Origin of the sequence: Acaryochloris sp. CCMEE 5410, assembly GCF_000238775.2 — a bacterium.
Classification (GTDB): Bacteria; Cyanobacteriota; Cyanobacteriia; order Thermosynechococcales; family Thermosynechococcaceae; genus Acaryochloris.
Window position 1 is genome coordinate 362,804 of sequence record NZ_AFEJ02000003.1, and the last position, 17,845, is coordinate 380,648.

Annotated in this window: 16 protein-coding genes; 8 read left to right on the forward strand and 8 right to left on the reverse strand. The window is 45.9% G+C overall.

The genetic code is table 11. The annotated features are described in order from the left end of the window. Window positions 1-260: 260 nt before the first annotated feature. Window positions 261-935 carry a DUF3102 domain-containing protein gene (locus ON05_RS31925; RefSeq protein WP_010474869.1) on the reverse strand — a complete coding sequence of 225 codons (675 nt, stop codon included), beginning with the start codon at window positions 933-935 and terminating at the stop codon, window positions 261-263. A gap of 249 nt (window positions 936-1,184) precedes the next feature. Here ON05_RS31925 and ON05_RS31930 point away from each other — a divergent pair, with 249 nt between their 5' ends. The 3 genes from ON05_RS31930 to ON05_RS31940 are packed head-to-tail and all read left to right on the forward strand — an operon-like array spanning window position 1,185 to window position 5,307. Next, window positions 1,185-2,561, forward strand: coding sequence for an NACHT domain-containing protein (locus ON05_RS31930; protein ID WP_010474870.1), 1,377 nt, complete (start codon window positions 1,185-1,187; stop codon window positions 2,559-2,561). A gap of 23 nt (window positions 2,562-2,584) precedes the next feature. After that, a complete protein-coding gene (locus tag ON05_RS31935; protein ID WP_010474871.1) occupies window positions 2,585-4,375 on the forward strand; it encodes a protein kinase domain-containing protein in 1,791 nt (596 codons plus the stop codon). Between the two features lie 44 nt (window positions 4,376-4,419). Then, window positions 4,420-5,307 (forward strand): hypothetical protein, encoded by an 888-nt coding sequence (locus ON05_RS31940; RefSeq protein ID WP_010474872.1) that lies wholly within the window; start codon window positions 4,420-4,422, stop codon window positions 5,305-5,307. Here the strand turns inward: ON05_RS31940 and ON05_RS31945 are convergent. From ON05_RS31945 to ON05_RS31960, 4 genes are read right to left on the reverse strand one after another with little or no spacing between them, the layout of a single operon-like run. Further along, window positions 5,304-7,685 carry a CHAT domain-containing protein gene (locus tag ON05_RS31945; protein ID WP_010474873.1) on the reverse strand — a complete coding sequence of 794 codons (2,382 nt, stop codon included), beginning with the start codon at window positions 7,683-7,685 and terminating at the stop codon, window positions 5,304-5,306. The genes ON05_RS31940 and ON05_RS31945 overlap by 4 nt on opposite strands. Window positions 7,686-7,687: 2 nt before the next feature. Next, window positions 7,688-9,388: a ShlB/FhaC/HecB family hemolysin secretion/activation protein gene (locus ON05_RS31950; RefSeq protein WP_010474874.1), complete on the reverse strand. Its 1,701-nt coding sequence runs from the start codon at window positions 9,386-9,388 to the stop codon at window positions 7,688-7,690. Between the two features lie 11 nt (window positions 9,389-9,399). Next, on the reverse strand, window positions 9,400-11,934 hold the full coding sequence (locus tag ON05_RS31955; protein ID WP_010474875.1) for a filamentous hemagglutinin N-terminal domain-containing protein: 2,535 nt from the start codon (window positions 11,932-11,934) through the stop codon (window positions 9,400-9,402). A gap of 6 nt (window positions 11,935-11,940) precedes the next feature. Beyond that, on the reverse strand, window positions 11,941-13,278 hold the full coding sequence (locus ON05_RS31960; RefSeq protein WP_010474876.1) for a cytochrome P450: 1,338 nt from the start codon (window positions 13,276-13,278) through the stop codon (window positions 11,941-11,943). A gap of 329 nt (window positions 13,279-13,607) precedes the next feature. Here ON05_RS31960 and ON05_RS31965 point away from each other — a divergent pair, with 329 nt between their 5' ends. Further along, the gene (locus tag ON05_RS31965) at window positions 13,608-14,714 is read left to right on the forward strand and encodes an MSCRAMM family adhesin SdrC (RefSeq protein ID WP_262562507.1); all 1,107 of its coding nucleotides are present in this window, start codon (window positions 13,608-13,610) and stop codon (window positions 14,712-14,714) included. Between the two features lie 28 nt (window positions 14,715-14,742). Here ON05_RS31965 and ON05_RS31970 read toward each other — a convergent pair whose 3' ends face one another. Further along, on the reverse strand, window positions 14,743-15,183 hold the full coding sequence (locus tag ON05_RS31970; protein WP_010474878.1) for a DUF29 domain-containing protein: 441 nt from the start codon (window positions 15,181-15,183) through the stop codon (window positions 14,743-14,745). Window positions 15,184-15,421: 238 nt separating this feature from the next. On the opposite strand from ON05_RS31970, the gene ON05_RS31975 reads away from it, so the two are divergent. From ON05_RS31975 to ON05_RS31990, 4 genes are all read left to right on the forward strand, one after another. Beyond that, window positions 15,422-15,874, forward strand: a complete 453-nt coding sequence (locus ON05_RS31975) for a hypothetical protein (RefSeq protein ID WP_010474879.1) — start codon at window positions 15,422-15,424, stop codon at window positions 15,872-15,874. Window positions 15,875-16,056: 182 nt separating this feature from the next. Next, window positions 16,057-16,281 (forward strand): hypothetical protein, encoded by a 225-nt coding sequence (locus tag ON05_RS31980; RefSeq protein ID WP_010474880.1) that lies wholly within the window; start codon window positions 16,057-16,059, stop codon window positions 16,279-16,281. A 122-nt stretch (window positions 16,282-16,403) separates the two neighbouring features. Beyond that, entirely contained in the window at window positions 16,404-17,069 is a 666-nt protein-coding gene (locus ON05_RS31985; protein ID WP_010474881.1) for a hypothetical protein, read from the forward strand. A 144-nt stretch (window positions 17,070-17,213) separates the two neighbouring features. Then, window positions 17,214-17,498 carry a cell division protein SepF gene (locus tag ON05_RS31990; RefSeq protein ID WP_262562508.1) on the forward strand — a complete coding sequence of 95 codons (285 nt, stop codon included), beginning with the start codon at window positions 17,214-17,216 and terminating at the stop codon, window positions 17,496-17,498. A 19-nt stretch (window positions 17,499-17,517) separates the two neighbouring features. On the opposite strand, the gene ON05_RS31995 is transcribed toward ON05_RS31990, so the two are convergent. Next, a complete protein-coding gene (locus ON05_RS31995) occupies window positions 17,518-17,646 on the reverse strand; it encodes a hypothetical protein (protein WP_010474883.1) in 129 nt (42 codons plus the stop codon). A gap of 85 nt (window positions 17,647-17,731) precedes the next feature. After that, window positions 17,732-17,842, reverse strand: a complete 111-nt coding sequence (locus ON05_RS32000) for a diguanylate cyclase domain-containing protein (protein ID WP_010474884.1) — start codon at window positions 17,840-17,842, stop codon at window positions 17,732-17,734. Window positions 17,843-17,845 lie beyond the last annotated feature (3 nt).

Below are 17,845 nucleotides of genomic sequence, written 5' to 3' on the forward strand. Positions count from 1 at the left end.
TCATTGATACCTCAAGCATAGTCACAGCAAGCGAAACAAGGTGTTTTATTTGCAAACTGTTGCAAATCTAAGGTAGAGGTTTTTGCAACAATTGCAAAAAACGAGTGGATCAAAATTGCAAAATATTGGAAGGGCTTTTTTGCAAATAATTGCAACCGTTGCAATTATGCCAGCCAGCGGTAATTCTCGCTAGAGATGAGGATCAAACTGGCTTTAAGTATAGAACTCAGTCAGTAGACTTTTTGCAACAGTTGCAAAAACTAGTTAGCTGATGCTTCTTGCCCCGAGAAATAATCCACTAATTCTGAGCAAACCTTCTGAATTGTTTTTATCTGTACAGACTGTACCTCAAGAAGTAGCTCAGCACTCCCTTTGGTTTTTCGTTTAAATAGAATTAAATTAGTCGGCTGTTCTTTAACCTCTTTAACCTCAATGCTGGGGATATCAATGGTTGCAGTAGTAGCTTCGATTCCCTCATCTTGCTTGATTCGTTTGTTTTGTTGAGCGATGATCTCTTTTACTCTATGTCGGCTTAGTTTCTCTTTTTCAGCAAGGGCGAGTACTGCTTCTCTTGTTTCTTCAGAAACAGTGGGTCTGGCTAATTCGTAGAGAATTGTGAGCGGAAGATCTGTGCTTGTTAAGGTTGCGAAGTCGAAGGCTTCAGCTAAATGCATTTGATTATAAGCTGTGCTTGGAGATCCATTGAACTCGCATTTAATCCATTGGCAGAAGGTTCCCCGTTCAAGCTTAGCTTGAGCTTCTAACAGAATTTTACCGACTGTATAAGCATCTTGACGGGTTCTTGAATATACAGCTTTTATCGCATTTGTTTGTTTGAGCAGAAATTTACGAGTCTCTTTATCAAGCGAATCATACTCAAACAGTCCAGACTTAATACTATTGGTAGTTTTTGGCTGATTGAGTGAGCTTGACATTGTATAAATTCCAAATATCTATTTTATTGCTTGAAATTAGATGAATATCCTAATCCAGGAGGATCGAGTACACGGGTAAATCTAATTACATTGAATAACTTCTAAAATATCACGTACATTTTTTTGTGATTCATGAGCTTTAGACTAGAATTTATTGATCTATAAAACAGAATATACCAAATACACTCAATATAAACGAGAAAATATGATTTATAATTTTCTTGTGCTTATCAGGTAATATCAATAATCGTGGAACTTAGTGAAGCCATAGAAAAAATTAATTATGAGCTGTGTTGCTGTACAGGGGAGCAACTTGGCCCAGCCCAGGAGGTTGTCATTACCGCTGCTTGGGTGGATCAAAGTTATGAAGAAGCTGCTCTAAGCTCGGACTATAGTTATCTTTATCTTCAACGACATGTAGGCCCAAAGCTATGGGCAGCATTATCTGCGACATATGGACAGAAAGTGACTAAAAAAAGACTACGTTCCATTGTTGAAGATCAATCTGTTGGTTCTCTACCCCAACAACAAGAAACTATCTCTGATGCTGAAGTTAAAAGTGTTACTGACTCAGTAATTTTGGGTAGCAGTCTTCCTAGTAATAATGTCTTTTACGGCAGAACGCCAGAATTGGCTCTATTGCGCGCAAGTGTCCTCGATACACAATGTGTTCTGGTACTGGGTCAAGCAGGTATTGGTAAAACAAGCTTAGTTGCACAGCTAGTTAAAAAGTTGAAAAATGAGCCGCAAACCCTAGACATATTTGTTTGGCGTCCATTCTATAGTTCAACACCCCTAAGTGAGTTAGTTCCAGAATTGTTGGGATTACTAGATGTTTCTCAATCTGAGGATGAAGACTTGATAAATCAGGTTGACCAGTTAATTGAATCCTTGAAAGAGCATCGCATCCTATTGGTATTAGATGGTGTGGATCGATTACTGGAAGGAAAAGACCCTCAACAGCCATATGGAGATTGTGGTGATTACGCTTGGTTTATACGCACTCTTACAACTGAGGTTCATCAATCTTGTATTCTGTTGACTAGTAGAGAGCCCTTGACAGAGGTGACTTGGTTGAATGAAACCGGGCAATCTGCACGAATTATTCGATTAGACGGTCTGGGTAAAGATGCCAAGAAGCTCCTTAAAGCACAAGAATTGGCAGATCAAGATGATTGGGGGACACTGATTCAGATCTACCGAGGCAATCCTTTGTCTCTCAAGATGGTAGCGAGTCGTATAAACAGTTTTTTTAATGGTCGAGTTAGTCGTTTTCTGAAATGCAAAACTACCTGGATGGGAGAGCCACTTAAACAAGCCCTTGATACTCAGTTTAAGATTGGCCCTTGGTCAGATCTGGAGCGTGGCTTGATGCAGTATTTAGCAGACGATTTAAAAGAATCGGAACAAATCGCATTTGGCCAGGTGTACCAGACCTTGAAGGATAGAGGCATGATTCAGACTATGACTGAATTGATGGAAGCGATAGAAATTTTGTGCGATCGGTCTTTATTAGAGCGGAATCAATCAGATGATAGTGAGGTAATGCTATCCCTACAGCCTGTAATCAAGAAGTACCTTCTCACAGATCCTTCAGGCATTATTCATAACTCCCTCGCGGCATAGGTTATGAGCAGGACTATGACAGCGTGAGCTACTGTATCAATCCCAAATGTAGTTCGAGGGAGAACCCGGACACCACAGACATTTGCTTGGCCTGTGGTACTTCGCTGCTGGTGAAGGATCGGTATCAGTTGATTTCCCTAATCCGACCCCTCGATGGACCCCAAGGAGTAGAGGTCTTTGAGGTTGTCGATAGGTTGGGCGGGCTTGGAGTTCAACCCGGAACGCATCAGATCATGAAAGTGATGCCTCTCTCAGGAGACGAGATGCGGGACCAGAAGCGGATTGAGTTTATTCAGCGAGAGAACAAAGCCCTGCGACAAATTAATCATTTTGCGATTCCCAAGGTACCAAAGGAAGGTTTTTTCGTCCTCCCAGCATCGGAGGTAGCCCCAGAAATTTATTGTTTAGTTCTTCAAAAGATGGAAGGGGAGACCTTAGACCAGTGGCTAGATTCCCATGATCCCCTGTCCCAAAACCTAGCCCTAGATTGGCTAGAACAACTGTGTCACTGTCTGCATGAGGTCCACAATCAAGACTTCATTCACCGGGATATCAAACCTGAAAATATATTGTTGCAACCGGATGGTTCACTGGCACTGATTGATTTCGGTGCAGTACGGGACATCACACCTACCTATATGGCTAGGCTTAGCTCCCACTCCAAACATCAGTCCCCTGGCTCCTTTGAGGGCACAGGTATCTACACGATTGGCTATGCGCCCCCGGAACAAATCGACGGCAAAACCCTGCCCCAAAGTGATTTCTATGCTTTAGGGCGAACGTTCGTGCATTTAGTTACGGGTATCCATCCCCGACAGCTACCCGTGGATGAACAATCTGGGGAATTAATCTGGCGAGAGCACGCCCCGCAAATTGAACCATCTCTCGTCAGTTTTTTGGATCGGCTGATGGCTATCACTCCGGGTAAACGCCCCTTAAATACAGCGAATCTACGCTCTACGTTTCTCCAAACCTTTTATGGAACCTCCAATGAGCGCCCGGTAGGAATTTTCAAACATAAGTGGACCCCCATCGGAGCTGGGATCGGATTATTAGTATTACTCGCTGGCATAGCGGGAGGGTATCACGTCAATTCAGCCTTGGATTATAGTCAGTCCGAGCTAACGATGGCAGAGGGGTTAGTTCACCTGGCGGATAATCGATTGAAAGAGGCTCAGGATATTTTCAAAGCCATTATTCAAAAGTATCCAGACGATAATGAAGCCCACTATTACTTGGCGTTAGCCTGCACAGGGGTTCAGGACTACTCCTGTGCAGAGGAGCATTATCAGATCGCCATTCGCCTTAACCCAAAAAATTGGCATAACTACTTTGCCCTCGGTAGTCTATACGATGATCTTGCAGGTCAAGAGCGAGAGCAACAGGAATATCAAAAAGCCAAAGCGCTTTATGATAAAGCCAAAGCGCTATACCAAAAAGCTCAGAACCAAGATCCTGAAGCCTTGGAACCGTTGAATAATTTAGCGAGATTGTCTCTTTTAGAGAAGGATGTAAATGCAGGACTCAAGTATGCTCAAACAGCCCTCTCATTAGCCAATCGACCCAGCGACAAAGCTGTAATTCACAAGAACTTGGGTTGGGCCAGGCTCCTTCAAGGGAAGAACGAATTAGCCGATCAAGATCTCAATCAAGCTATCTCATTCAATCCAGATTTCGCTGATCCCTATTGTCTACTCAACCAAATCACACCATCCTCAGAGCATAAGGAATCCTGTATCAGCCTACCTTCAGATCAAGCTGAAGTCCGAGAATGGCGACAAGATATCATTGAGGGAATTGAGCAAAAACTCTGAGATTATTTTCTGGTATTCTATACCCTAGCCATAGAAAAATATGTATGGATAAATCATTTTATAGTAGTTTTTTGGGATGTGCGATCGCAGTTATTAGTTCTACGCAAGCTACATTTTTCGTGCTTCCCAGTCATGCGAACCCAGTAAAAGACTGTGTACCTGTAGCCCGATCATTGGAGTCGAAGAAGACCTACTGCACTCACGAGCTGAAGGGCTTCAAGCAGGAAAAAGCCAGAAATGGAAATGCGGGTATTCTGTGCTTTATCGTCAATAAAATTATTCCTCTGAATCAATTATTGAACCTTGATCAGTGTGTCTCCAAAGATGCAGCTTATCGGTTTGATGCGAAAGGCCAACGAATTGTACCTAAGATTAAAGGAGCGACAGAAAAGTTCGCTATTATTCAGCCTCTAGGCAATACCCTGATTACTGCACAACCAGATATTGCTTGGCAACCCATCGAGAACGCAAGCTATCGTGTGACCTTAACCCAAGGAGGGGAATGGCTCTGGTCCCATACCACTAAAAGTTCTGCTGTTAAGCTTCCCAAGTCCCTTCAACCTGGAAAGGCTTACAAAGTAAACGTTGCTGCGCTGATCAACGATCAATCTGTTGCCGAGGATTCCAAAGTCCTACAAATAGCTGATCCTGGAATCCTGAGAGACATTGATCGGACTGTGGCTCAAGTCCATGGAAATTCTAGGAATGAACTAGCGCGAGGCATGGATAAAGCCTTATTGCTTTACCATGCCAAACTATTGGATGCCGCTGCCACCCAATTAAAGTCATTAACTTCGTTGCAAGAGCCTGACGTTTATCAACAACTGGCATTGATTTATCAGGAAGTAGGCCAGACGGAATTATCTAATCAGTTCAGCAGAAAAGCAGCCGAACTCGCAAATAAGAAAAACAAGCCTCTATCCTTGCACTAGAGTTGAACGAGGACATAGTTCGCCCAAAAATAGGGGTGAGCATAGGGTGAATCCGGTGAATCCAGTAAATTGAGTTGGGCCTGTCTGAGCGCTTCAGCAGCAGGGTTTTGGTTTCGCTGCGAATAAAATTCTTTGGAGAGTAAAATGGAGGCAGAGGCATCAGCAGACCACAGGGAGGCAATGGTATTTTTTGCCCCAGACTGCGCGGAGAGTCCCGCCAATCCTAGGAACGATCTTGGATCACCTTTGGCACTCTGACAGGCACTCAAGAATAGCAGCTCCAGTCCCCCACCATTCCCTGCTTCTAGAACACCCGAAATGTCTTGCACATTTAAGGGCCGATCCCAGGCCAGCAGGAAGGTTTGATTAGGATCAGAGCTAAACTGACCGTGCGTGGAGAGGTGAAGTATTCTCGATGATGGCCCTTCGACATTACTAAGAAGTTTTTGATGGGTGAAATCTTCGTCGAGGAGTAGCCGAACATCGGAGAATTTGCCCTTTACCGCATTTACTTCTTCTGCGACCTCTGGCAAAGGCTCTAGTGATGTTTCTTCTAGGCTAGGGCTGCTTTTCGAGACTCCGCCAATGACGGCACCTAATTGTTTCTGTTGAATTTGTGTCCGGGAAACGTAACCATTGGATAGAGTAACGGGGTTGCGTTCAATGAGATAGCGATCGCCATCATGGAGCATTCCCATCGGAATGCTTTGTAATGGGCCATTTAGGTGGAAGAGAATTGTTGTGTCTTCTGGTATTAATCCCTGATCTATCGCTGGCCCCAAAACAAGTTGGTACAAGGCTTGCGCCTGGGGTAAATATTGGTCTGAAGTGAAGGTGTAAAAGTTGGCATCCTGAATGCGATCCGTTAGTTCAAACACCTGTTGCTTGAGCTGGGCGTGGTCCACACTGTAGTGAACATCACCCACAATGACTGTGGTTTGATTTCCCAAATCTAGGATTTGAACGACGACCTTATCAACGGGGGTTTGATCTGCAAGCGGTACTAAATTCGTTTCTCCACATTTGAGAAAGTTCTCCAATTCAGCCAGTCTTAAGCTTTGATTCGTTTGGGACACCAGTTTTAAATTTGGGTTATCTTCCTGAAGCAAAAGCCCCATGTAGCGCTGGTAGACGGGTTCGACTTCTTCTTTGAAGCTGAATTGTAGATCGGATGAGATGGGCAATAGATTCCAGCGCACATGCTCAAGGGCCGTAATCGCAATCTTATAGGATGTAATCGCCTGCTGCATTTGCCCCTGCTCCTGGTACATGTTTGCCAGAGTACTACGCCATTGGTAGAGCGCATCCCAAGCTTGTATGGACTGGGCGAACTGGGCGGCCAACCCAAAGGAACGCATGGAGAGGTCGCTTTGACCACTCTGCTGATAGAGCCGCCCTAGTTGGCCGTAGACAAAGGATAAGGCCCGATAGTTGTCGAGTTGCGTAGCCTCTTTCTGAGCAGCCTGAGCCTGTTCAAAGGCCACGACCAGGGAATGTTTGCCCGCAAGTTTCCCCGACTGTTTCGCCAGGAATTTTGACAGCTTCAAATGGGCATAGATACGGGCAACAGGGGATAATTCGTTCAGGTCCGACTGGAGAAGCGCTTGCAAGCCTTCCGCTCGTTTGGGTTGAAGTGAATCCCGCAATTCTGCAATCTCAAAGATTCCCCGGCCATCTTCTTGAACCCATTGGTCAAGGTCTTCGTACAGACTGAGCCAGCCGAGTTGCGCTTGGCTAGAGGTTAAGGCTTCATAATCAGCAAAGGCTTGTAGGGCTGTTTTCTCTGCTGCCTTGACACTGTTGGCCTGTACGCGGCCCTCACCGGAGAGTTGAAACTTCTGAATCAATGCCCTCACCTGAAAGGTCCGGGTATTGGCGAGGGTGTGTTGACTGGCTAAACGTTGGGCCTGATTCCCTTGTTGTTCTGCTTGTGCGATCGCAAGGGTGAGTACTTTCTCTGATTGCTGTAAATGGCCCAGCTCTTGCAGGATCTTGCCCAGGTTTTGCAATGCAATGAGATCCGTGTCATCGAAGCTCCGATCAGATAGAGGAGCTACATGGGCGTCTGACTGACAGTAGCCTTCAACATTCAGTGCCTGACTCACTACCCGACAAGCATTGAGGTACTGACCGAGCTGCTGATAGGCCAGCGCCTTGTTGATTTGTGATCCTTTGATGCCATCCGTGTTGTCAATCTGCTGATAAAACGATTGTGCTTTTTCAAAGGAAGTATGGGCTGCACTGGGATTCCCCCTATCAAGCTGTTGATTGCCTTGGACGGTGAGAGCATCGGCTTTTTCCAAGGGTGTGAGATCCGCTGCTTTGGCACTAGGGATGAGTAGTAGGGATAGGAGTAGGATTTTGGCAAAGTGCTTCATTGTTAAAGCCTCCCAGTGATGGATAAGTATAGCCCCTCTTCTTGGGGGGATGGTCGGCGATCTGGTCGATTCAGTAAGGGGATGCCGAAATCAATCCGGGCACTGATGCGATCCGATAAGTCATAGCGCAGCCCCAACCCCACTGAGGCTAAAGTTTGACTGGGGTTTGGTAAGAACCGCTGTCCTTGATTGAAGCCATGTCCCACGTCAAAGAAGGGAACAATCTGAAGTGTGCCTGCTGAGCCTGAAAACAGGGGAACTCTTAGCTCCGAGGAAAGGAACAGGCCGCTGTCGCGGGTAAGGCCATCCTGCCGATAGCCGCGCACGGTGGAGACTCCCCCCAGGCTAAACTGCTCAGAGGGAATCACGGGTCCATCCGCGAGCTGTACGCCACCGCGATTCACCCAAGTGAACTTAGAAAACTGGTGTGCCTGGAGAACCTGACCTCTCCAGGCAAAAAACGTGCCATCTCCGAAGAGATCGGCGTTACTGGCGCTGATGGGTAGACCAATATTAAATTGAGATCTTAGAGCAATTAAGCCATTGCGGTCTCGATTGCTCCACTCTTGGGTAAGACGGAGGACGGTGGAATTAGTCCGACCCTCATTATCTGCACCTTCCGTTAGCGGGAAGGGAATATCAAACAATAACTCATCACTTTCTAGTCGGGAGAGGGAGACACCAAGGGCCAATTCTTGGATTTGGCTACCACTAATTTTTCTGAAGATAGGCTGTCTAAAGGAAGCTTCTAGTTGAAAAGCATTGATATTGAGGTCGATAAGGTTGAAGGGTTCCTCAACAATCTTGTTATCTCCATAAGTAAAACTTATGCCCACGGTGCCGTTTTTGATGTTGATGGGAGCGGCATAGTTAATGGAAACTAAATTACTGCCGTCTGTATCTCGAAAGGTGAGATCAACGATATCCCCCAGGCCCGTGACGTTGCGGTAGGTAGCTGTGGCTCCTCGCTCAAAGGTGCCTACGGAGGGGGCACGGTTGTTGTTAGCAAAAACCTCCAGGCTAAAGGGTTTAGTGGGATTGACATCAAGGGTGAGGGTCGCTTGGCTGACGACGGCACCGGGAGTGAGCTGAGCGTTGAGGCCCGTAATCAACGGATCTACTTGCAGCCATCGGAGCGCTTCTTGGATATCTTGCTCTCTGAGAACGCTTTCAGTCGCAGGCTCAACTTTAGCTCTTATGTAACCTTCTAGCCGATCTGCCCCCTGAATTTCGATGTTGGTCACCCGCCCCTCTATGATTTCAATGGTGATTTCTGCATTTGAGGGGTCAATTTCTTCACTGAGGGCGATATTTGCCCCGGAGTTGATATACCCCTCTCCCACATAGCGCTGGGTAATTTTTTCTTCTATTTTGAGCAGGTCAGCGATGGTGAGGGGCTGGCCGATAAATTCCGCGACCTCGGCCCGTAATTCCTCATCTGTGAAGACAGTATTACCCTCAAAAATGAACTGGATGGGGGTGAGAGTCATAGATTGATCTAGTCGAGGATCAAGGCCAGAGGGAAGCCGAAAGGGATTGATTTCTAGAGGTGCAGTAGGTGGAAGGGTCGGCGGTGGCTCGTCAGGGGGTGGTTCCGGGAGGGGTAGGGTATCTGGAAGGATGGGAGCTTCCTGTGCGAGTAGCTGCGGGGTGCTACAGCAGCACAGGCCCAATCCAAGCAGAATGGGTAGAGTTTTATTCATTGTTAGTGGAGTTAACCAGCTTTTGCAGTCTGATCCGGTTGGCAAGCTTGGAGGATGGATGCGATCGCGGGGGCGAATTGGTCCGCTTTTCGTGGATCGTTTACAAAAGAAATTTTTCCATTAGGATTAGTTTTCCATCCCACCACCCGTTTGAGTGGCTTTAACTCGCCCGTTTTCGGATCAGCATAGGTAAGTTGACGCTGATTATATCGTGCTTTGGCGACTTGGAGCCAACGACTTCCCGGATCTGGGAGAGTATCTGGGCTTACGGGCTGCCCAGCCGTGCCAACGCGATAATAAGCTAGGGTATCGCGATAAGTGGGACCACAAGAGGCATATAGCTCTGGGGGGCCAGTTGTGATATTGAGGTCAGGATCTTGGCTAAAATTCGTTATTTCGGCTTCTACTTCAACATTGCCATCAAACTGCTCACCTAGTTGGGAAGTGGCAGTGACTTGGCTATCTGGAGACTTGATGAAGCCAGTGGTGTTGATTCTGATGTTACCGCCTTGGGCATTTTCGGCATTAGCAAAAATGTTGCTTTTATCAATAAGCAAAACTAGATCAGCATCGATGGTTATATTTCCCCCTGGACCATTACCCATTGCAGAAGAAGAAATTTCACTATTAGTTGCCTTTAGTAGCTTTGCACTCAGATCAATATTCCCCCCTTTCCCTGAAGCTGTGGTTGCAAGGATAAAACCTTTATTGAGATTGATTCGATCAGCTTTGATTACTAAAGCACCTGCATCATTAGGTCCGCTGTTTTGAACTGAAACTGAGCCACCCTTTTCAATATCAATCCGTTTAGTTTTAATTCTGACAGTGCCAGATCGACCGGATGGAATTTCAGGGATATTTAAGAACCTCAGAGCAACAGGAGAGAATTGTGTTGGTGTTCTAGTTACGGCTGAGTTGATATTGCTAGGGCTATTAGTGATGGGCGCAACTCCTGAGATGAGAATTGAATCTCGGATATTAAGATCTAAGTTTCCAGCATCACCTTGAGCTACTGCTGTTGTTCCGATACTTCCACCATTCAGTACTTCTAAGCGATTAGCCTCAATTAAAAGATTGCCAGCTTTACCTTCTCCCAAGGTAGTTGCAGAAATTCCACTAGGCGTTAGGGCTGTAGGTGATTCACCAGAAACGCGAATGAAGTCGGCCTTGATGACTGCATCTCCCGCATTTCCTGAATTAAGGGTGATGGTGCCCAGTGTTGACCCACCTGATAACTCAATCTGCCGAGCTGTAACATTTAAGTTCCCACTGTCACCAGGGCCAAAGCCTGCTGTATTGAGTACTGCCCTATTACTCAGAATTATCCGATCCGCATTGAAGTTAAATTCTCCTCCTGGCCCAAAAAATGAGACGATTCCAATTGCACTAGCTGTAAAGTTATTGATATCAGTGCCGACAATATTGGCTGTATTGGCAACCTGGAAATTAATATCTCCACTTTTTCCTGGGGCATAGGTAGCCGTGGAGATTCCAGCACCAGGCAGTACAGATAGGTTGTTAGTGCGTACAGTGATGTTACCCCCTGGCCCAAGCCCTACTGTATTGTTAAAAATGCCAGTCTCAATAAATCTGGAGTTTACGTCAATCGCTGGATTACTAAGCACAAAGTCAACGCTGTCTACTGTGATGTCACTTCCAGGGTTTGGGGTAAAGGTTTGGGACCATAGCTTCGATGTTCGATTGATATCAACCGTTTTCCCAATTACTTCAATCGATCCCGTTCCCATTCCTACACTCTCAAGTAGGGATGCATTCGTTAATGTGATGTCTGATAGTGCATTTTGGGTTGGGGTTAGAGCAAAGCCCAAATTATCTTGAGTCAGACTTACTGTGTCATTTCGGGCACTGATTAGGCTGACCCTACCACTGGGTACAGCTAAAACCCCTCCATCGAGAGACAATCCGTTGCCTATTAGAGATAGCGTATTTCCAGGCGAAACACTTAGGCTTTGGGGATAGATGTTTGTAGGTGCAACAGCCCTCGTCAGGTTCCCTGTTAATACATGACCTTGCCCCTCAATCCGTATTGAGCCAGACTCACTTGTCAATTTTAGGGCTGAAGGATCTCCTGAAAATGAGTTAGCAGGGCTAAGTTGATCGATAAGAAATTCTTGGTTGCCCGCAAAAATGCTTGTTGCTGTAGTGCCAAAAAATGATCCACCAATATTAAGTCTGGAATTTGGGCCAAAGAATATCCCACTAGGATTAATTAAAAATAAGTTGGCTGAACCATTGGCCTGTATAGTCCCAAATATGTCAGAACGAGTGCCCCCGGAAATACGAGCAATAATGTTTCTGACATTCAGATTGTTGTTAAAGAAGGCAGTTTGATTTTGACTAGGAGAAAAGTTAGTAAAACCATGAAAGAGATTGCTACCTTTGCTAGTCCCACCATCAATAGTAATAACTGAACCTTGCTGGGTGATGGTTGTGGACAAGGTTGCGTCAGGTGAAACCTGTGCAAAAGCGCAGTTAGCCATCAGGCCCGTAAAGGCCATCGTGCCAATTAAAAACAAGTTTTGCATAACTACTCATTTAGCTATAAATTTCATCTGGCTAGGGGGTGAAATCGTAACCCCTCGTCGAACAGGTTTAATGTCCTGATCGGGTACTAGTTGAACTTGATATTTTTGAAGTATCGTTGCGAGAACAACCTTGATTTCTGACAATGCCAAGACCATACCGACACAGAGACGATGCCCTCCCCCGAAGGGTAAGTACTCGTATGTAGAATATTGCTTTCCTAAAAATCGCTCAGGCTTAAACTGTTCTGGATCAGAGTATATATCTTTACGATGGTGAGTCAAATAGATAGATGGGGCAATAATTGTCCCTGGCTCAAAGGTATAGCCCATCAAAGAGTACGGCTCTGCCTTGATCATTCGAGCTAGCGTGGTTAGGAAAGGGGGATATATCCGCAAAGTTTCGCTGCATACTGCTGACAAATATGGCAATTTGCATATTTCCAGAGGATCAGGGTCTGGGATGTTGGCTAGCTCAGCCCGAATTTTTTCCTCTATTTCTGGTTGTTGATGCACCCAATACAGTGACCAAGACATTGCCGTTGCTGTCGTTTCATGCCCTGCAATCAACAAAGTCATTAATTCATCATGCAATTCTTCATCCGTCATTCCTTGACCTGATTCGTCAACAGCAGTAACCAATAACTGCAAAATATCTTTGTGCTGTTGGTCTGGTTTCTGTTGTCTTTCCTTAATTTCGGCATAGATCAATCGATCTATATTTTGCTTCAGTTCTTTGAACTGCCCTCCAGGACTCCACGATCCATAGTCGTTGCGAAGAAATGGAAGAAGGAGAAAAGCAACACTAATCCAAGGGTTGTTGTTTGACTCCAGAAGTTTAACTATCAAACGTCTTAGCTCTTTAAGGCGTGGTCCTGGTTTGAGTCCGAAAACAGCTCTTAATATCACTTCCAAGGAAATTCCTTGCATGGAAGAACGGATTTCAAATGGCTTATTGATGGGCCATGACTCAATCACCTCATTGGTCACCTCAACGATAATGCGTCCATAGCTTTCCATTGTTGATTTATGAAAGGCTGGCATTAGTAGCTTTCGCTGGCGTTGATGCTCTTCACCATCAAGGAGCATTAGTGAATGTTCACCAAGCAGTGGACGGATTATTTCATTCTCTTTGTCGATAGTGAAATTACTTTGGTCATCTGCAAATACTTGTCTTATGGCTTCAGGATCGCTAAATAAAACTATAGGGGTTCCTCTCTTCGATTTGGAGAGGGTGAAGATGTCACCATACTTGTCTGAGCAGTCATGCAGGAACTCCAGAGGATTGAAAATTCTATAAAATCTCTCGAAAAATGATGGCTTGGGGGGTCCGTCTGGAAGATTCATTCATTTTCCTAGTTCCTTCACTTAAAACCATATGATTGGCAGAAGCATTTTGTGAATGTGTTGGCAGATTTTTAATGTATTCAGGTAAATTAAATTCAGGTATCCGCTTTATGCAGGAATAACTGAGCCAAAGCTTTATGGAATTCCTAACACGTCTTACCATGAACTTCCTACCTTCCGTATGGGAGTCAAGTCATGGACAAATTGTAATTAACAAGGATCATGAATCTGGTTGATCTTCTCAACGATTAGACTAGCTTGCTGCTTCACAAATTCCTTGGTTCATAATCTTGATCTTAAGCCCTGACTAAGAATTCAGTGAAGTTTCATTGCAAAAACCTTGGATTCCCCCTAAACCCCACCACTCTACACTAGAGTGTCCGCAAGTCTGTCCCAGTGACCTTTTCCTGATGCCTTCTGCCACTTCAGAAAAGCTGAACCAACTCCGAGCGCAGCTCCAAGATTGCACCAATCCCAAGGTGGCTAAGCTGCTCAAAAGTGCGATCGCAAAACTCGAAGCCCAGCTCAACCCAGGCCAGGTTCAGGCCAAGGCAGCTAAAGCCAAATCTTCCAAGATAGCCGAGCGAAAGTCTGCACTCAAAAAATCCCAGAGAGAAGCCAACCGGAAAGCAACGCAACAACAACGAACGACACTGAAACCCCCTTCAAATAAAGAAGTGGAGCCACGGCCTGACGCAACATCCCGGAATGGAAAGGCCACAGTGCCAACTCAAGACAGGTCACAAGAACTGACTGACGCTACGGCCCAGAGTGAGAAGCCCACTACTCAGGACAACCCCAAACAACAGACTGACACATCTCTCCAGAACAAGAACTCCACCCCTATAAATCAGGTTCAGACAAAAGTAACATCCCAACAACAGCAAACCGCCAAGACTTCTGAAGCTAAATCCAAGCAGCAAGATCGTCGTAACCAGAAGCAACCCCTTCTCCCTGGTAATGGCACTCACCGCGCTTGGTGCCGGATTCCGGGAATCATCCGAGCGCAGGAATCGGAGGAGGAGGGGGAGCGACCCGCATACTGCCTTGAAATTGATGGTCATCAGCTTCCCTTGAGCGTAAAGAATCGGTTCGCGAAGTTGATTGAAGCATCCTTGGATCAACCCTTGATGGTTAGATGCTATCCCCGGATTTTTGATGGTCAAATAGCTTTAGCACAGTTTTGCGGAACCAATGACATTACCCCTGATAAACCTGAAGACTGGCTGCTGATCGGGGTTTGGGATGCAGATCAGCAAAGGGTGTTAGTCCAGCGCGATCGCAAGCAGGATAGCAACAGGAGGATTTTACAGCTATCACCCCTGGTACGCGAGGATTGCCTAGAAAAGCTAGAGGGTCGTAAGCTATACCACTTCGAGTGCCAGCGTGAGGGTAGCATGGTAACGGTGGTGGGTGTGGAAGCTCTGCAGAGTTAGTTGAACTAAGGGTGCCTGGGAAGTGGGGTTACAGATCCAACTCCACAGGCTCATCAAAGATTTCTGCTTTAGAGAAGGGGCAAGATTGAGGAAGTTGCTGAGGATCAAGGGGCGTTTCTTTCCCGACTAGTAGTAGCCCATCCTCATAGCCAATGGTGATCGCTTCATTCAGATAGGGTTTCAGACTAGGATTCTCCTGTATGTGGCGGACAATTCTGATCCGCTGCTCTTTGATGGTGTAAAACCAACTCTTTGAGCGCGCCTCTGGCTGATAGTGCCACTTAAGCAGATGTCCCAGCAGTACTCCCAATCGGTTGCAAAGCTCCCGCCGTTCCTGCCTACCCAACGATTCAATCTCCTCAATCAAATTTTTGATATCCACTTGTTCCCACTGCTGTGTTTGCAGCAGCTCTACCTGGCGCTGGGTCCAGGCGTGAAAGTCTTGGTCATAGAGGGTAGTGGTTTGCATGGGAATCAATGCACTGTTCTAGACTATTGTATCCAAACCCGCCAGCTACCTCCTATCCTATGCCCACTCCCAACCACCCTCCAACCTGACCACCTGCTTTGTCCAGGATCGCTTCCTTGAACTCTTGGTGTATTGCCTGTAGTTTGGTTTAGCGACATAGAGCAGAGATATTTATCAAAAATCATTGACAAAACCAGAAGTATGCCTAACATGTCTGCAATGACTTTGGGTATACGCAATGTTTGATCGCAATGATGATTGGCTTGAGCTGGTCTTAAACAAAGGATTTCACATGCTGAAGCATTTCATTGCGGGAATTGAGCTTCCTAGTTGGCTAGCTCCCTTAAGTATGCTTGGCCTCCTGACAGTGTTGATCAAGCTTTTACCTTCGATTAACAAGGGGTCGATTCTGGCAGGCATCGGAGGTTACTTGCTTTTGGGGGTGTTGATCGTCAATGCCTTAGCTTTATCCCTATTTTTGTTCTTGCCAGGTAAATTAGTAACCTTCAAATCTTCATCGGCTGCCCAAGCAGGTGTTACGCTTCTGAAATTGCTGATGATGGGTTCTTTGGTAGGGTTGAAGAATTTACTGGTGTTGACTTTGCAAATCGTGTTCGATCTGGCGATGTTGATTATTGCAGCTTTAACCTACCCACCTCGACAATCCACAAGCCATCTAAATCCTTGTTAAGTAGAGCGTTTCATGCAAGCATGATTGCTCCCAAGCATTTCTCAAACTCTGTAATATCGCTATTAGGGGAAACCACTAGAGATTAGCGTGGATCTATTGCTATAAATCGGTGAAAACGCTGTTTTACTCTTAATGACTTTACCTGATGATATAGAAGAACTCAGGAGCAAAGCACAGAAACCATGTTAACCAGTTTGTTGGCCGAAGCATTAGCAATCACCTTTGATAACTTGAACATGACAGCGAGTATCTTTGAGTGCGCAGAAGAAGCTGCTGAAGACTTGAGCCCAGTAGCAAGACAAAAGTTAGGACTTGTTCATGCAGGGCTGGCACTGGCTATCCAAGGAATGGAATGCGATGAGCTTCAGCAACTGATCCAGCGGTCTGAACTATATTGTGATTTCTAAAAAATATTGGTTTGGTGGTCTGAGATTCTACCATTGAGCATCAGAAGATTGTGGAATGGTGTACTTTTCGATGTCACTGTCGGCCAGTATTCTAGTAATCATTCTCTCTCACAGCATTTCCAGTGCCTTCGCAAACCCCCGCTAATAACCAAGGACCGACCTCAGACCCCATCAACCATTTGATTGATGAGCAGATGGATCAGATTACTGATCCCAATCTTCCCTTCATGGAGAAGTTCGGCAGAGCAGCCCGTCAAGTTGCGATCGCACAGTATGCATCGGAAGGCAGAGGAGTCATTCTGGGAGTGCAGAATCCCAGTTCCAAAAAGTTTGTGTATGTCCAGCAGGAGAATATCGCTATAGCATTGTGGATGACTGCCGTCTCCATGAAGCGTAAGGTGGCTAAAGTGGTTGAGCAATATTACCCTGATCAAGAAGCAGTGGTAGTCATGGTCGTTCCCCCGACTGCTCAGTTGTACCATGTAACAGCAGCAGGCAAGATGGATCTGGTTGAAATTCAAGAGGTGGAGCAGACTACTATTAAGCTTCCCTCTGGAGTGAAGATGCGCAAAGAGGTTAGGGGAGAGAACAGTTTCTATAACTTCTACCATCAGAAGTTAGGGATGTTGGGCCGCATCATCCTCAAACCACATGAAAACAATCAAACGCTGATTGAGTACGAGTTAGCAAGCGTCGGGTTTGACCCACAAGCGGAACAGAGAAAACAAATTTTTATTCCACTTGCAGAGGAGCTAGCGAACCGTCTGGAGTTGGGACTAATGCGGTAGCTGCGGAACTATTGGCTCCTTCTGATGTCATGGGGAGTAACCAATCAGGTGATCCAATGCTTGAGCATGTATGAACAGAATGCCTGGAGTATACTCGAAACACTGAGGTTGTGCCTGGATTTGGTAGTAAAGGATTACTGGCATATGGACAATCTTCTTCCCTTTGGGGGGTTATCACCCCATAAAATCTGGGTGTGCCACCCTAAGTCATTTGAAGATGCCAAGGACGCTATCAACATGATGAGAGCGGATGATATGCTTCTAGTCAATTTGGCGACTTTGGAATCTAATCTGGCTCAGAGGCTGACAGACTACTTTGCTGGAAGTACCTTTGCAATATCAGGAGAGCATATGGAGATTGGTAAGGGGGTTTTCTTATTTGCTCCACCCTCTTTTTCAGTTAGAAAGATCGTGGCATCTGCTTGTTGATTTCTTCCGACGCTGACGCTCAAGATTGGTCAAGAGACAGATCCACTATCACCCGATTGCGTCCTTTAGCCTTGGCTTGATACAGGGCTTGATCTGCGGCTTGGAGCAAGAGTTCAGCCTCCATCAACTGAATATTGGGGAATGACACTAGCCGTCCCTAAGCTGATCGTGATGCGATCTCGATTAGGAGAGTGCTGATGGGGAATTGCCAAAGCTTTCACAGCGCGACGAATTTACTTGGCTACATGCACAGCACCTGATTGTGGAGTATTGGGTAACAGGACTGCAAACTCTTCACCACCTTGCCGGGTGGCTAGATCAGCCGTACCCGTAAGGTTTTGCAACAA

What these genes read in the sequence shown, in the direction of transcription:
- ON05_RS31925 (WP_010474869.1), bottom strand. Translation starts at nt 935, where the DNA reads ATGTCAAGCTCACTCAATCAGCCAAAAACTACCAATAGTATTAAGTCT.
- ON05_RS31940 (WP_010474872.1), top strand. Translation starts at nt 4,420, where the DNA reads ATGGATAAATCATTTTATAGTAGTTTTTTGGGATGTGCGATCGCAGTT.
- ON05_RS31945 (WP_010474873.1), bottom strand. Translation starts at nt 7,685, where the DNA reads ATGAAGCACTTTGCCAAAATCCTACTCCTATCCCTACTACTCATCCCT.
- ON05_RS31950 (WP_010474874.1), bottom strand. Translation starts at nt 9,388, where the DNA reads ATGAATAAAACTCTACCCATTCTGCTTGGATTGGGCCTGTGCTGCTGT.
- ON05_RS31955 (WP_010474875.1), bottom strand. Translation starts at nt 11,934, where the DNA reads ATGCAAAACTTGTTTTTAATTGGCACGATGGCCTTTACGGGCCTGATG.
- ON05_RS31960 (WP_010474876.1), bottom strand. Translation starts at nt 13,278, where the DNA reads ATGAATCTTCCAGACGGACCCCCCAAGCCATCATTTTTCGAGAGATTT.
- ON05_RS31970 (WP_010474878.1), bottom strand. Translation starts at nt 15,183, where the DNA reads ATGCAAACCACTACCCTCTATGACCAAGACTTTCACGCCTGGACCCAG.
- ON05_RS31975 (WP_010474879.1), top strand. Translation starts at nt 15,422, where the DNA reads ATGTTTGATCGCAATGATGATTGGCTTGAGCTGGTCTTAAACAAAGGA.
- ON05_RS31980 (WP_010474880.1), top strand. Translation starts at nt 16,057, where the DNA reads ATGTTAACCAGTTTGTTGGCCGAAGCATTAGCAATCACCTTTGATAAC.
- ON05_RS31990 (WP_262562508.1), top strand. Translation starts at nt 17,214, where the DNA reads ATGGACAATCTTCTTCCCTTTGGGGGGTTATCACCCCATAAAATCTGG.